11 protein-coding genes are annotated in these 14483 nt (G+C 72.0%); 9 read left to right on the forward strand and 2 right to left on the reverse strand.

Annotated elements, in window-relative coordinates; all coding sequences use genetic code 11:
• The first annotated feature begins 19 nt into the window (after positions 1 to 19).
• From mtrA to OG764_RS22305, 6 genes are all read left to right on the forward strand, one after another.
• Positions 20 to 709 carry a two-component system response regulator MtrA gene (mtrA, locus tag OG764_RS22280; RefSeq protein WP_328970181.1) on the forward strand — a complete coding sequence of 230 codons (690 nt, stop codon included), beginning with the start codon at positions 20 to 22 and terminating at the stop codon, positions 707 to 709.
• A 1-nt stretch (position 710) separates the two neighbouring features.
• Positions 711 to 2924 carry an MtrAB system histidine kinase MtrB gene (gene mtrB, locus OG764_RS22285; protein WP_328970182.1) on the forward strand — a complete coding sequence of 738 codons (2214 nt, stop codon included), beginning with the start codon at positions 711 to 713 and terminating at the stop codon, positions 2922 to 2924.
• 148 nt (positions 2925 to 3072) lie between these two features.
• A complete protein-coding gene (locus tag OG764_RS22290; RefSeq protein WP_443056232.1) occupies positions 3073 to 4815 on the forward strand; it encodes an LpqB family beta-propeller domain-containing protein in 1743 nt (580 codons plus the stop codon).
• Between the two features lie 232 nt (positions 4816 to 5047).
• A complete protein-coding gene (locus OG764_RS22295) occupies positions 5048 to 5827 on the forward strand; it encodes a ComF family protein (protein ID WP_328970184.1) in 780 nt (259 codons plus the stop codon).
• Between the two features lie 334 nt (positions 5828 to 6161).
• Positions 6162 to 6854, forward strand: a complete 693-nt coding sequence (hpf, locus tag OG764_RS22300; protein WP_443056012.1) for a ribosome hibernation-promoting factor, HPF/YfiA family — start codon at positions 6162 to 6164, stop codon at positions 6852 to 6854.
• A 204-nt stretch (positions 6855 to 7058) separates the two neighbouring features.
• Positions 7059 to 7784, forward strand: a complete 726-nt coding sequence (locus tag OG764_RS22305) for a response regulator transcription factor (RefSeq protein WP_328970185.1) — start codon at positions 7059 to 7061, stop codon at positions 7782 to 7784.
• 70 nt (positions 7785 to 7854) lie between these two features.
• On the opposite strand, the gene OG764_RS22310 is transcribed toward OG764_RS22305, so the two are convergent.
• Positions 7855 to 9030, reverse strand: coding sequence for a winged helix-turn-helix domain-containing protein (locus OG764_RS22310; protein ID WP_328970186.1), 1176 nt, complete (start codon positions 9028 to 9030; stop codon positions 7855 to 7857).
• A gap of 307 nt (positions 9031 to 9337) precedes the next feature.
• Here OG764_RS22310 and secA point away from each other — a divergent pair, with 307 nt between their 5' ends.
• Positions 9338 to 12118, forward strand: a complete 2781-nt coding sequence (gene secA / locus OG764_RS22315; RefSeq protein WP_328970187.1) for a preprotein translocase subunit SecA — start codon at positions 9338 to 9340, stop codon at positions 12116 to 12118.
• A gap of 206 nt (positions 12119 to 12324) precedes the next feature.
• On the opposite strand, the gene OG764_RS22320 is transcribed toward secA, so the two are convergent.
• Positions 12325 to 12729 carry an Rv3235 family protein gene (locus OG764_RS22320; RefSeq protein WP_328970188.1) on the reverse strand — a complete coding sequence of 135 codons (405 nt, stop codon included), beginning with the start codon at positions 12727 to 12729 and terminating at the stop codon, positions 12325 to 12327.
• A gap of 271 nt (positions 12730 to 13000) precedes the next feature.
• Between OG764_RS22320 and OG764_RS22325 the strand changes: the two genes are divergently transcribed.
• The gene (locus OG764_RS22325; RefSeq protein ID WP_328970189.1) at positions 13001 to 13504 is read left to right on the forward strand and encodes a DUF6912 family protein; all 504 of its coding nucleotides are present in this window, start codon (positions 13001 to 13003) and stop codon (positions 13502 to 13504) included.
• Between the two features lie 30 nt (positions 13505 to 13534).
• Positions 13535 to 14209 (forward strand): HAD family hydrolase, encoded by a 675-nt coding sequence (locus OG764_RS22330; RefSeq protein ID WP_328970190.1) that lies wholly within the window; start codon positions 13535 to 13537, stop codon positions 14207 to 14209.
• Positions 14210 to 14483: the final 274 nt, after the last annotated feature.

A 14483-nucleotide genomic window follows, 5' to 3' on the forward strand; every position in this document is an offset into this window, starting at 1 on the left:
GTAACGATTAGCTAATGGGATGATGTCAACCATGAAGGGACGCGTCCTTGTCGTCGACGACGACACCGCGCTGGCCGAGATGCTCGGCATTGTGCTGCGGGGAGAAGGTTTTGAACCGTCGTTCGTCGCGGACGGCGACAAGGCACTGGCGGCTTTCCGCGAGGCCAAGCCCGACCTCGTGCTGCTCGACCTCATGCTGCCCGGACGGGACGGCATAGAGGTCTGCCGGCTGATCCGGGCCGAGTCCGGGGTGCCGATCGTCATGCTCACGGCCAAGAGCGACACGGTCGACGTGGTCGTGGGCCTGGAGTCCGGGGCCGACGACTACATCGTCAAGCCGTTCAAGCCGAAGGAGCTGGTCGCACGCATCCGGGCCCGGCTGCGCCGCTCCGAGGAGCCGGCGCCCGAGCAGCTGACCATCGGTGACCTGGTCATCGACGTGGCCGGACACTCGGTGAAGCGGGACGGGGCGGCCATCGCGCTGACCCCGCTGGAGTTCGACCTGCTGGTCGCGCTCGCCCGCAAGCCCTGGCAGGTCTTCACGCGAGAGGTGCTCCTGGAGCAGGTCTGGGGCTACCGGCACGCGGCGGACACCCGACTGGTCAACGTGCACGTCCAGCGGCTGCGCTCCAAGGTCGAGAAGGACCCCGAGCGCCCGGAGATCGTCGTGACCGTCCGAGGCGTCGGTTACAAGGCCGGACCGAGCTGACATGCCTTCCGGCAGGACCCTGCGGGGCGGCCGGCTGCTCCAGGAGGGAGCGCCCGCCGGCCCCGTGCTGCGGCTTTTCGCCCGGTGGGTGCGCAGGCCACTGGTGCCCGCGGCGCGCCTGTGGCGCCGTAACCTCCAGCTCCGGGTGGTCGCCGGCACGCTGCTGATGTCGCTCGGCGTGGTCCTGCTGCTCGGTTTCGTCGTCATCGGGCAGGTCAGCAACGGCCTGCTCGAAGCGAAGGAGGGCGCGGCGCAGAGCCAGGCCGCGGGCGGATTCGCGGTCGCACAGGAGAAGGCCAACACCCCGCCCACCGTCGACGGGCAGGCCGGCGCCGCCGACGGGACGACCGGACGGAACGCCACCGCCTGGATGAACAACCTGGTCGAGCAGCTTTCCAGCGGCGGGCAGACCGCCTTCAACGTGGTCGCGCTCGGCGCCGGCACCGGCGACACCGGTTCCGGGGTACGCGGAGCGCGTGCTTCCGGCGGGGTCGACCCGACCGCCAGCATCCCGACCTCGCTGCGCCGCGAGGTCGACCACGGCGTGGGCGCGTACAACACCTTCTCGAAGATCCGCTACAGCGAGGGCGAGGGTAAGGCGGCCGAGCCGGCGCTGGTCGTCGGCAAGCGGCTCACCGACATCAACGGCGACCCGTACCACCTGTACTACCTCTTCCCGCTGACGCAGGAGGAGGAGTCGCTGACCCTGGTCAAGGGCACCGTCGCGACCGCCGGGCTGTTCGTGGTCGTGCTGCTCGGGGCCATCGCCTGGTTCGTCGTCCGGCAAGTCGTCACGCCGGTGCGGATGGCCGCCGGAGTCGCGGAGCGGCTCTCCGCCGGCCGCCTCCAGGAACGCATGAAGGTCACCGGCGAGGACGACATCGCGCGCCTCGGCGAGGCCTTCAACAAGATGGCGCAGAACCTCCAGCTCAAGATCCAGCAGCTGGAGGACCTGTCCCGGATGCAGCGGCGGTTCGTCTCCGACGTCTCGCACGAGCTGCGCACCCCGCTGACGACCGTACGGATGGCCGCCGACGTCATCCACGACGCCCGGGTCGACTTCGACCCGGTGACGGCGCGCTCCGCCGAACTCCTCGCCGGGCAGCTCGACCGCTTCGAGTCGCTCCTCGCCGACCTGCTGGAGATCAGCCGGTTCGACGCGGGCGCGGCGGCACTGGAGGCCGAGCCGATCGACCTGCGGGACGTGGTGCGCCGGGTCGTCGACGCGGCGGAGCCGCTGGCCGAGCGCAAGGGCACCCGGATCCGGGTGCTCGGCGACACCCAGCCGGTGGTGGCCGAGGCCGACGCCCGGCGGGTCGAGCGCGTGCTGCGCAACCTGGTCGTCAACGCCGTCGAACACGGTGAGGGCAGGGACGTCGTGGTGCGGCTGGCCTCGGCCGGCGGCGCCGTCGCGGTCGCCGTGCGCGACTACGGCGTGGGCCTCAAGCCCGGCGAGGCGACGCGGGTCTTCAACCGGTTCTGGCGGGCCGATCCGGCGCGCGCCCGGACCACCGGCGGCACCGGGCTCGGTCTGTCGATCGCCGTCGAGGACGCGCGGCTGCACGGCGGCTGGCTCCAGGCGTGGGGCGAGCCGGGCGGCGGCTCGCAGTTCCGCATGACCCTGCCGCGGACGGCCGACGAGCCGCTGCGCGGATCTCCGATACCGCTGGAGCCGGAGGACTCCCGGGCCGCCCGGGCCCGCGCGCTGGCGGAGGCGGAGATCGCGCGGACCGCGGCGGCCGGCCGGGCCGGGGGCGTACCGGCGCAGCACGACGGGGAGCGCGGCGGCGCCGCGCGGTCCCCGATACCCCCGCGCACGGTGGCGGGCACCGCGGTGCCGGCCGACCCGACGGCGCTGCCCGGCAGCGGGGCGCGGGTCGTGGCCCGGCCCGCGGGCGAGACGGTGCCGGGGCAGGGGACGGGGCAGGGGACGAGTCCTGCCGGGGGCGGACGTAGGGGGTCTACGGGTCCGGCGGCCGGTGTGGGCGCGGCGGGTGCCGCGGGTCCGGCCGGTACTAGGGGTACTACGGGTTCCGGCGGTGCCGCGGGTCCGACCGGTTCGGCCGGTAGTACGGGTACTACGGGTACTACGGGTGCCCGCGCTGCGGCGGACGGTGTTGCGGACGAGGACGACGCGGCCGGCGGGGCCGGAACGACGGCGGGTGCGGCGGCAGCCGAGCGCACCGACCGGGAGGACTACGCAAGTGGACGCTGAGTTCGACACCAGCAGTGCCGGTGCCCCCAGCGGCAGTGGCGGCGGGCCGGTCCGTGACGGTCGGCGGAGCCTGCCCGGAACCCGGCGGCCCCTGCGCGCCTCCGCGGCGCTGGGCTGCGGCGCCGCCCTGCTCGCGGGCTGCGCGTCGATGCCCGACAGCGGGGACATCCGCCCGGTGGACGCCGCCCGCGGAGTCGACTCGCAGGTGCGGGTGTTCGCCGTACCGCCGCCCGACGAGGCAGAGCCCGATGACATCGTCGACGGCTTCCTGGAGGCCATGACCAGCGACGACCCGCAGCTGGCCACCGCCCGCCAGTACCTGACCAAGGAAGCGGCGAAGAAGTGGAAGCCGGGCGCGGGCATCACCGTGCTCTCGTCGGGCCTCAGCAGCACGCAGGTCATACCGCCCCGGGGGCCCGAGAAGGAACTCATCGGCAAGCAGTTCCGGCTCACCGGCAAGAAGCTCGCCACGGTCGACGAGCGCAGCGCCTACCAGCCCGAGACCGGCGCCGGCCGCTACGAGGCGCACCTCCAGCTCGTCAAGAAGGACGGGCAGTGGCGGATCGCCGGGCTGCCCGACGGCCTGGTGCTCGGCGAGTCCGACTTCCAGCGCATCTTCAAGTCGGTCAACAAGTACTACTTCGCCTCGGGGATGCTCGTCGCCGACCCCGTCTACGTGCGTCAGCGCCAGGACCCCGAGTCGCGCATGGACCCGATGACCCAGACGGTGCGGTCGCTGCTGGCCGGACCGTCGGCCTGGCTGGACCCGGTGGTCACGTCGAGCTTCCCGACCGGCACGGCCCTCAAGGAGGGCACCCGGACGCTGACGTACGACGAGAAGAACACCCTGCGGGTGCCGCTCAACGACAAGGCCGAGAACGTCACGGCCCGGCAGTGCGAGAAGATGGGCACCCAACTGCTCTTCACGACGCGCGACCTGACGTCCTCCCCCTCCCGGGTCGCCCGCGTCGAGCTGCTGCGCGCCGACGGCTCCAACCTGTGCGACGTGGACGAGACCTCCGCGCAGACGACCCGCTTCTCGGGCACCGCCCAGCACCAGTACTACGTCGACACCGACGACCGGCTCGTGCGCATGCAGCTGAGCCCCGACAGTGCGGACGCTCAGCGGGCGGCCGAGCAGGTGCCCGGCCCGCTGGGCGAGTCCGGGCTGAAGGTCGGCACGGCGGCGGTCGCGCACGACGAGCGGCGCGCGGCCGTGGTCACGAAGAACGGGCACGGGCTGTACGTGCTGTCGCTGACCACCGGAGGGCCGGTCGGCGAACCGGCGCTGACCAGCGCCGCGAACAAGCTGTCCGCCCCCAGCTGGGACGCGCTGGGCGACCTGTGGGTCGCCGACCGCGACCAGTCGAAGCCGGCGCTGTGGCTGCTGCCCGGCGGTACCGGCACACCGCAGAAGGTCGAGGTGGCCGGGCTGAACGGCGGCCGGATCGAGTCGCTGCGGGTGGCCTCGGACGGGGTCCGGATCGCCCTGCTGGTCTCCAAGGACGGCCGGCAGACCCTGCACATCGGGCGCATCGAGAGGCCCGAGGGCAAGGGCGACGGCGGCCAGGTCACCGTGCGCGAACTGCGGCCCGCCGCCCCCCAGATGGAGGAGGTCACCGCGGTGTCCTGGGCCTCGCGCGGGCGGCTGCTCGTGGTCGGCCGGGAGGCCGGGGGCCTGGTGCAGGCGCGCTACATGCAGGCCGACGGGTCCGTGGTGGTCTCGGGCGGCCTCTCCGGGGCGACGGGCGTCAGCGCGATCGCGGCCTCCGAGGACGAGCGGCTGCCGGTGGTGGCGTACTCCGCCGAGGACGGCATCGTATGGCTGCCGCCGGGCGCCCAGTGGCGCACGGTCGCCGTCCCGGGCCACGCCCCGGTCTACCCGGGCTGACCCGGCCCCCACGACCCTTCGGCCCCACGACCCTTCGGCCCCACGACCCTTCGGCCCCACGACCCTTCGGCCCCACGACCTTCGGCCTGCGTACGGGGCTACGGGTCTTCACTCGCGGTCTACGGGGCCTACGGGTTCCTCCGTAAGGGCGCGGTGGCCCCTTCCGGCCCGTCGGCGCCCTGGTTGTCCACAGGGGTCGCGGGCGGCCCCGGGCCGTGGGCACCATGGGGCCATGCGGGGCTGGTGGCAGGAGCTCGCCGGGCTGGTGCTGCCGGTCGCCTGCGGAGGCTGCGGCAGCCCGCGCACGGTGCTGTGCGAGGAGTGCGGGCAGGAGCTGTACGGCGGCCGGCCGCGCCGGGTGCGGCCGTGCCCGGAGCCGCCGGGACTCCCGGCCGTACACGCGGCCGCCCGATACGGCGGGCCGGTCCGCGAGGTGCTGCTCGCGCACAAGGAGCGCGGGGCGCTGCCCCTCGCCGGAGCGCTGGGCCGGGCACTGGCCGGTGCGGCGCGCTCGGCTGCGCCCCGGCAGCCGGGGCCGGGCGGGCTGGTGCTCGTTCCGGTGCCCTCGGCTCGGCGGGCCGTACGGGCGCGCGGGCACGATCCGGCGCGCCGGATCGCCCTGGCGGCCGCCGCGGAGCTGCGCCGGTCGGGGCACCGGGCGCGGGTGGCGGCCGTACTGCGGCAGCGCCGGCCGGTGGCCGACCAGGCGGGGCTGGGTGCCCGGGAGCGGCTGGTGAACCTCGCGGGGGCACTGGAGGTGCGGCCCGGCGGTGCGGGGCTGCTGGCGGGCTGTTCTGTGGTCCTGGTGGACGATCTCATGACGACGGGTGCATCCCTGGTGGAGGCGGCCCGGGCGGTTCGCGGGGCGCCGCAGGTCCCGCCGGCGCGCTCCGAGGGCCCGTCGGGGGCCCCTTCGGCGGGCTCGGGGAGGGCGCCGTACGGGGGATTCCCGGCCATGTCTGCCGCGGTCGTGGCGGCGTGTTCGGAATCCTTCGAAAACAATTGGAACTGATCGGATTCGAGCGTCGTTGCAGGTGGTAAGAGGGAAAACACACCTGAACGGAGGTACGTTCCGGTAGCGGGTGCCGACAACCGTCGTTGCGAGATATGTTCGGTTGTAGGGAATTGGCGATCCTCGGGCCCCACGCACCGAAACGCGCGCTTCGGAATCTTCGCGTCATGAGGAAGGTGTCTCTCGACTCCGAAGTCGGTGGGGTGTTGATCTTGCCGATGGGGGAGGAGGAGGTGAAAGTCGCCAAGTCCGAGGCTCCGGTGCCCACCGGAGTCTGGTGCGAAAGGGAGACGCTCCACCTCTGGGGTGGAGCAATCCGGGAACGGAGTTCTGCGTGGACATCGTCGTCAAGGGCCGCAAGACCGAGGTGCCCGACCGGTTCCGCAAGCACGTGGCCGAGAAGCTGAATCTGGAGAGAATCCAGAAGCTCGACGCCAAGGTGATCAGCCTGGACGTCGAGGTGTCCAAGGAACACAACCCGCGCCAGGCCGACCGTTCCGACCGGGTGGAGATCACCCTTCGCTCGCGGGGCCCGGTCATCCGGGCGGAGGCAGCCGCCGCCGACGCGTACGCGGCGCTGGACCTGGCCCAGGACAAGCTGGAGGCCCGGCTGCGGAAGCAGCACGACAAGCGCGGCACCCGCCGCGGCACCGGCCGCCTTTCGGCCGCAGAGGTCGCCGACGTCGTACCGGACGCCGCCACCCTCAACGGAAATGGCGAGATCGCTCGGGAAGAGGCCGGGGACAAGATCCCGACCACGAGGATCGGCTCGATGGAAGTGCTGGGCGAAGGACCGCTCATCGTCCGCGAGAAGACCCACTCGGCCGCACCGATGACGCTAGATCAGGCCCTCTACGAGATGGAACTGGTCGGGCACGACTTCTACCTGTTCGTCGACGCCGACACCAAGCAGCCCAGCGTCGTGTATCGGCGCCACGCCTACGACTACGGCGTCATTCACCTGAACGCGGACAGCGCCTCCACCTCGGAAGAGGCCCGGGGCGCCGGCGGAGCACTCGGCGGCTGACCGCCGCCCCGGCGGTGGAATTCACACCCTGACGGTGCCCCCGGGAGCGCCTCGCGCGCCCCCGGGGGCACTCGTATGCAGCCACGGGCAGGACGCCGGGCCGCCCGGGCATGGAATCATGGCGGGCAGTCAACCGGCCCGCGTGGAAATCCGGTTGGCGCAGCAGGCGGAACTTCGGGGCCACGGCCTTCAGGGGGAGGAACGATGGCGGACAGCTTCGGGCCGGTGCACGACGGAAATGCGACGGACTGCCCCCCGGGACCGGGCGGCGAACCGATCCGCGTGCTCGTCGTGGACGACCACGCACTCTTCCGGCGCGGCCTGGAGATCGTCCTCGCCCAGGAGGAGGACATCCAGGTCGTCGGCGAGGCCGGGGACGGCGCGGAAGCGGTGGACAAGGCCGCGGACCTGCTGCCGGACATCGTCCTGATGGACGTACGGATGCCCCGGCGCGGCGGCATCGAGGCCTGCACCTCGATCAAGGAGGTGGCCCCCTCCGCGAAGATCATCATGCTGACGATCAGCGACGAGGAGGCCGACCTCTACGACGCGATCAAGGCGGGCGCCACCGGCTACCTGCTCAAGGAGATCTCCACGGACGAGGTCGCCACCGCGATCCGGGCCGTGGCGGACGGGCAGTCCCAGATCAGCCCCTCGATGGCCTCGAAGCTGCTCACCGAGTTCAAGTCGATGATCCAGCGCACCGACGAGCGGCGGCTGGTCCCCGCGCCCCGGCTGACCGACCGTGAGCTGGAAGTCCTGAAGCTGGTGGCCACCGGCATGAACAACCGGGACATCGCCAAGCAGCTCTTCATCTCCGAGAACACCGTGAAGAACCACGTCCGCAACATCCTGGAGAAGCTCCAGCTGCACTCCCGGATGGAAGCCGTGGTCTACGCGATGCGCGAGAAGATCCTGGAGATCCGGTAGCACCTCAGGCCCCCTCGCGCCGGTCCCCCGCCCGCCGCGTTCCCGTACGACAGCAGCTGACGAAGCACTGCTAGAGCGCGGCGAGTTCACTCGTCAGGGCGGCCGCCTCGGACGCCGAGCCGGCCCGCTCGATGCGGACCGCGTCGCAGCCCACCCACTGCGCGGCCTCCCGCAGGGCCTGCGCCATCGGCCGGGCGGCGGCCGCCGACTCCAGCGAGACCTGCCGGGCCACCAGGGTGCGCCCCTCGCGGGCCGGGTCCACGCGGCCCAGCAGCCGCCCGCCCGAGAGCAGCGGCATCGCGAAGTACCCGTGCACGCGCTTCGGCTTGGGCACATACGCCTCCAGCCGGTGCGTGAAACCGAAGATCCGCTCGGTCCGCGCGCGGTCCCAGATCAGCGAGTCGAACGGGGACAGCAGGGTGGTGCGGTGCCGGCCGCGCGGCTCCGAGGCCAGCGCCGCCGGGTCCGCCCACGCGGGCCGGCCCCAGCCCTCGACCTCGACCGGGACCAGCCCGGAGTCCGCGATCACCGCGTCCACCTGGTCGCCCTTGAGCCGGTGGTAGTCGGCGAGGTCGGCCCGGGTGCCGACGCCCAGCGAGTGCCCGGCCAGCGCCACCAGGCGGCGCAGGCACTCGCGGTCGTCGAGGTCGTCGTGGAACAGCTCGCCGGGCACCGCCCGCTCGGCAAGGTCGTAGACCCGCTTCCAGCCGCGGCGCTCGGCGCACACCACCACGCCGGTGTCGAGCAGCCACTCCACGGCGATCTTGGTCTCGGACCACTCGAACCACTCGCCGCCGTTCTTCGCGCCGCCCAGCCCGGTGGACGTCAGCGGCCCCTCGCCGGCCAGCCGGTCCAGGACCGCCCGCGTCGACTGCTCCTTGTCGGCGAGGTGGTGCCAGCGGTGCCCGCGGGCGCGGTTGGCCCGGCGCCTGAAGGCGAAATGCGGCCATTCTTCGACGGGCAGGATGCAGGCCGCGTGCGACCAGTACTCGAAGGCGTGGCTGTCGCTCCAGTACGCCCGCTCGACGGTGTCCCGGCCGACCGCGCCCAGGCGCGCGTACGGGACCAGCTCGTGCGAGCGGGCCAGGACCGAGATGGTGTCCAGCTGGACGGCGCCCAGGTGCCGGAGCATGCCGCGGACACCGCCGCGGCGGTCGGGCGCCCCGAGGAAGCCCTGCGCGCGCAGGGCGATCCGGCGGGCCTCGGCGGCGGACAGGGACACGGCGGGCGGCGGTGCGGTCGTCATGACCGGCACCCTAGATCGCGGCACTGACAACGCCCCGGGCCCGACGGCGCCCCCGCGCCCCGCGACGGCGGGTTCCACGGCACCGGATCCGGTGCCGCCGCAGGACCGGAGGCGGGAGTTTTCGGGAACACCGGCACCTTCCGGAGCCCCCGCACGTTCTCATTCGGGGCGGCCGCAGCCCCGGGGCCATGGCAGACCTCCCGGCCCGGCCGGGTCCTCGCTTACGATGGCCGTTGCGGTGGGGCACCCCTGCCGTGCCCGTGTACGAACCAGTGCCCAGGCCCGACCGGCAAGGAGACCAGCCTCAGTGTCCGTCTTCAACAAGCTCATGCGTGCAGGCGAAGGCAAGATCCTGCGCAAACTGCACCGCATCGCGGACCAGGTCAACTCCATCGAAGAGGACTTCGTCAACCTCTCCGACGCCGAGTTGAGGGCGCTCACGGACGAGTACAAGGAGCGCTACCAGAACGGCGAGAGCCTGGACGACCTGCTGCCCGAGGCGTTCGCCACGGTCCGCGAGGCCGCCAAGCGCGTCCTGGGACAGCGCCACTACGACGTCCAGCTCATGGGCGGCGCCGCCCTGCACCTCGGCTACGTGGCCGAGATGAAGACCGGTGAGGGCAAGACCCTCGTCGGCACCCTGCCCGCGTACCTGAACGCGCTGTCCGGCAAGGGCGTCCACCTGATCACGGTGAACGACTACCTGGCCGAGCGCGACTCCGAGATGATGGGCCGGGTCCACAAGTTCCTCGGCCTCGAGGTCGGCTGCATCCTGGCGAACATGTCGCCGGCCCAGCGCCGCGAGCAGTACGCCTGCGACATCACGTACGGCACCAACAACGAATTCGGCTTCGACTACCTGCGCGACAACATGGCGTGGTCGAAGGACGAGCTGGTGCAGCGCGGCCACAACTTCGCCGTGGTCGACGAGGTCGACTCGATCCTCGTCGACGAGGCCCGCACCCCGCTGATCATCTCCGGCCCCGCCGACCAGGCCACCAAGTGGTACGGCGACTTCGCCAAGCTGGTCACCCGCCTGACCAAGGGCGAGCCCGGCCAGCCCCTCAAGGGCATCGAGGAGACCGGCGACTACGAGGTCGACGAGAAGAAGCGCACCGTCGGCATCCACGAGTCCGGTGTCGCCAAGGTCGAGGACTGGCTCGGCATCGACAACCTCTACGAGTCGGTGAACACCCCGCTCGTCGGCTACCTGAACAACGCCATCAAGGCGAAGGAACTGTTCAAGAAGGACAAGGACTACGTCGTCATCGACGGCGAAGTCATGATCGTCGACGAGCACACCGGCCGAATCCTCGCCGGCCGCCGCTACAACGAGGGCATGCACCAGGCGATCGAGGCGAAGGAAGGGGTGGACATCAAGGACGAGAACCAGACCCTCGCCACGATCACCCTCCAGAACTTCTTCCGCCTCTACGGCAAGCTGTCCGGCATGACCGGTACGGCCATGACCGAGGCCGCCGAGTTCCACCAGATCTACAAGCTGGGCGTCGTCCCGATCCCGACGAACCGCGCCATGGTCCGCAAGGACCAGCCCGACCTCATCTACCGCACCGAGGTCGCCAAGTTCGCCGCCGTCGTCGACGACATCGCGGAGAAGCACGAGAAGGGCCAGCCGATCCTGGTCGGCACCACCTCGGTCGAGAAGTCCGAGTACCTCTCGCAGCAGCTCTCCAAGCGCGGCATCCCGCACGAGGTGCTCAACGCCAAGCAGCACGACCGTGAGGCGTCGATCGTCGCCCAGGCCGGCCGCCGCGGCGCCGTCACCGTCGCCACGAACATGGCCGGCCGCGGTACGGACATCAAGCTCGGCGGCAACCCCGACGACCTCGCCGAGGCGGAGCTGCGCCAGCGCGGCCTCGACCCGGAGGAGCACATCGAGGAGTGGGCGCACGCCCTGCCCGAGGCGCTCCACAAGGCCGAGGCGGCCGTGAAGGCCGAGTTCGAAGAGGTCAAGGAGCTCGGCGGGCTGTACGTGCTCGGCACCGAGCGCCACGAGTCGCGCCGTATCGACAACCAGCTGCGCGGCCGCTCCGGCCGTCAGGGCGACCCGGGCGAGTCCCGCTTCTACCTCTCGCTGGGCGACGACCTGATGCGCCTGTTCAAGGCCCAGATGGTCGAGCGCGTCATGGCGATGGCGAACGTGCCGGACGACGTGCCGATCGAGAACAAGATGGTGACGCGCGCGATCGCGTCGGCCCAGTCGCAGGTCGAGACCCAGAACTTCGAGACGCGCAAGAACGTCCTGAAGTACGACGAGGTCCTCAACAGCCAGCGCGAGGTCATCTACGGCGAGCGCCGCCGCGTCCTGGAGGGCGAGGACCTGCACGAGCAGGTGCGCTTCTTCATGGACGACACCATCGACGCCTACATCGGCGCCGAGACGGTCGAGGGCTTCGCCGAGGAGTGGGACCTGGACCGACTGTGGGGCGCCTTCAAGCAGCTCTACCCGATCAAGGCCACGGTCGAGGAGCTCGAAGAGGCCGCGGGCGACCGCGCCGGCATCACCGCCGAGTTCATCGCGGAGACCGTCAAGGAAGACATCCACGAGCAGTACGAGGCCCGCGAGAAGCAGCTCGGCTCCGACATCATGCGCGAGCTGGAGAGGCGCGTGGTCCTGTCGGTCCTGGACCGCAAGTGGCGCGAGCACCTCTACGAGATGGACTACCTCCAGGAGGGCATCGGCCTCCGTGCCATGGCGCAGAAGGACCCGCTGGTCGAGTACCAGCGCGAGGGCTTCGACATGTTCAACGCCATGATGGACGGCATCAAGGAGGAGTCCGTCGGCTACCTGTTCAACCTGGAGGTCCAGGTCGAGCAGCAGGTCGAGGAGCTGCCGGTCGCGGCCGACGCGCTGCCGGCGCAGGACTCGCGCCCGGAGATCCGCGCCAAGGGTCTGGACGCGCCGCAGCGCCCGGACCGGCTGCACTTCTCCGCGCCGACCGTCGACGGTGAGGGCGGTGTCGTCGAGGGTGACTTCGGGGACACGGTGCCCGAGGGTGACGGGATGACGCGGGCTGAGCGGCGCAAGGCGCAGAAGGCGGCCGGAGGCCGCCGTCGCAAGAAGTAGTTTCGTTACGCGGTATCCGGGGCCGGGCATCCAGTGGGTGGCCGGCCCCGGCCGTGTTTCCGGGTGCGGGCCGGTGCCCTGCGGGGCTGGTCCCCCACCCGCCCTTTCGCCGTTTCCCGGGGCTCCGCCCCGGACCCCGTTGCCCTCAAGCGCCGGGCGGGCTGGATGGGGCGTGTGCGGGGCGGGGAGGGGCTTGCGTGGCGGGGTCATGGGCGGGGGCCGATTTCCACGGCGGCGCAGCGCCAGCGGAGGTCCTGGCCCTGTTCCAGGCGGAAGGCCATGGCGGTGACGCGGTCGCCGGTGCCGATGCGGGCGAAGGCCTCGATGACGCCTTCCGCGGGGTTGGCGAGGTCGCAGTGGCGGATCAGGGGGCGGATCCGGTCCGCGGGGCGCAGCGGGGTGTCCGGGGCCAGCGAGACGAGCTGTTCGTACGTCTCGCCGATGGTGTGGCCGAGCATCCAGTGCACCGGGCGCTGGCCGCTGAGGACGGCCAGCAGCCGCTCCGCGAACCAGTAGTGCGGCTTGACCTGGCGCGGCACCCGCGGCCCGGACGGCGGACGCCGCTGGTCATGACGGCCCGCGGGACGGGTGCGGTCCGTGCTCCTGGTCATGGTCCTGTCCATGGGATCCCCTCGGGTACCGGGCGGTAACTTGGTGGGGGATCTTGTTACGGGGGCGGGGACCGGGCCCGCAACGGGCTGTGACCGGCCCGCGCAGAGCCCGTGGAATTCCCCTATCAGGGTGACGCTGCCGGTTCCTGCGCTGGTCAGGCCGCGGGCGCCCGGGACGGTGGTGGACGGGCGCGGGCGCGGGGGCAACAGCCCGATGGGGGACCGGCGGCCGTATCCTGAGGGCGTTCCCGACTACGGAAAGCAGCCGGCCATGCGCGTGTACGTCCCTCTGACCCTCCCCGGTCTCGCCGCGGCGCACCAGGCGGGCGAGCTGGGCCCGGCCCCGCTGCGCGCCTACGCCGTCACCCCCGCGCTGCGCGACTGGTACGTCTCGGACGACGTCGAGGAGCTCGAGTACGCCGCGCTGGGCCGTGCCGCCGCCGCCTCGCTGCGGCTCCTGGCCGCCGATCCCGCCGCCGCTCCCCGCCGGGTCGTGGTGGCCGTGGACGTGGCCGACAAGGCGGTCTCCCCGCTCGCCGGGGCGGACGAGGAGGCGGGCCTGGGGCAGGTCGCGGTGGAGGGTGCCGTGCGCCTGACCGCCGCGGGCGCCGTGCACGCGGACGCCGACGACGCCGGGCCGGAGGTGGCGGCCGCGGCCGCGGCGCTGGCGGCGGCCGAGGCGGGCGACGAGGACGCGCGCGCCACCGTGGACGGCGCCGAGGACCACGAGCTGCTGTGGTTCGGCGTGCAGGAGATCCCCAACCTGATCGGCTAGTGCTGTCGGGGTGCCGGGTACCGTCGTCGTATGGGGACGACACGGGACACTGCCGCGCCGCACATCGTGTGGGACTGGAACGGCACGCTGCTGCACGACATCCACGCGGTCATCGAGGCGACGAACGCCTCCTTCGCGGAGCTGGGCCTCGCGCCGCTCACGCTGGAGCGCTACCGCGAGCTGTACTGCGTACCCGTGCCGAAGTTCTACGAGCGGCTGATGGGCCGGCTGCCCACGGACGCCGAGTGGGTCGTCATGGACGAGGCGTTCCACCGGCACTACTGGGCGTTCGCCGAGCACGCCGGGCTGGCGGAGGGGGCCCGGGAGCTGCTCGGCGGCTGGACGGCCGGGGGCGGCACCCAGTCGCTGCTCTCGCTGGCGCCGCACGAGCGGCTGGTGCCGCTGGTGCGCACGCACCGGATCGACCACCACTTCGTCAGGGTCGACGGGCGGACCGGGCCCTCGCACACGACGAAGGCGGGCCATCTGGTGCGTCACCTGGCGGCCCTGGAGGGCGTCCAGGCGGCCCGTACGGTCCTCATCGGGGACGCGGTCGACGACGCGCACGCGGCCGCGCACGTGGGCGCCCTGGCCGTCCTGTACACCGGCGGGTCACACAGCCGGAGCAGTCTGGCGTCGGCGGGGGTGCCGGTGGTCGACAGTCTGGCGGAGGCCGTTCACACGGCTCGGGAACTGGCTCAATAGTCACTGGAGTGGACTTGGGCCCCGCGTCGCTGTCCAGAGTGTCAAAGTTACCCCCCTGGTTTTGTACACATGCAGCCCATGACGGGGCGGGGGGATGTGGCGATAGCCTGGACCCGTGATCAGCGCGATATTCATCGGGGGCGCCGAAGCCCCCGGCCTGCGCCCGGCGCACTTCCGTGCCCGGGCCGCCGCTGATTCCCGCCGCCGGGACCGCCAGCCAATGAACTCGATCATGGCTGGATCTGTTCCGGCGTTTTCCTTTTACGGCATAGCG

Source organism: Streptomyces sp. NBC_00239 (assembly GCF_036194065.1).
Classification (GTDB): Bacteria; Actinomycetota; Actinomycetes; order Streptomycetales; family Streptomycetaceae; genus Streptomyces.

Bases quoted from the DNA above. Each gene is read 5' to 3' on its own strand.
- mtrA (WP_328970181.1), top strand. From the start codon at position 20: ATGATGTCAACCATGAAGGGACGCGTCCTTGTCGTCGACGACGACACC.
- mtrB (WP_328970182.1), top strand. From the start codon at position 711: ATGCCTTCCGGCAGGACCCTGCGGGGCGGCCGGCTGCTCCAGGAGGGA.
- OG764_RS22330 (WP_328970190.1), top strand. From the start codon at position 13,535: ATGGGGACGACACGGGACACTGCCGCGCCGCACATCGTGTGGGACTGG.
- OG764_RS22295 (WP_328970184.1), top strand. From the start codon at position 5,048: ATGCGGGGCTGGTGGCAGGAGCTCGCCGGGCTGGTGCTGCCGGTCGCC.
- OG764_RS22310 (WP_328970186.1), bottom strand. From the start codon at position 9,030: ATGACGACCGCACCGCCGCCCGCCGTGTCCCTGTCCGCCGCCGAGGCC.
- OG764_RS22325 (WP_328970189.1), top strand. From the start codon at position 13,001: ATGCGCGTGTACGTCCCTCTGACCCTCCCCGGTCTCGCCGCGGCGCAC.
- OG764_RS22305 (WP_328970185.1), top strand. From the start codon at position 7,059: ATGGCGGACAGCTTCGGGCCGGTGCACGACGGAAATGCGACGGACTGC.
- OG764_RS22320 (WP_328970188.1), bottom strand. From the start codon at position 12,729: ATGACCAGGAGCACGGACCGCACCCGTCCCGCGGGCCGTCATGACCAG.
- OG764_RS22290 (WP_443056232.1), top strand. From the start codon at position 3,073: ATGCCCGACAGCGGGGACATCCGCCCGGTGGACGCCGCCCGCGGAGTC.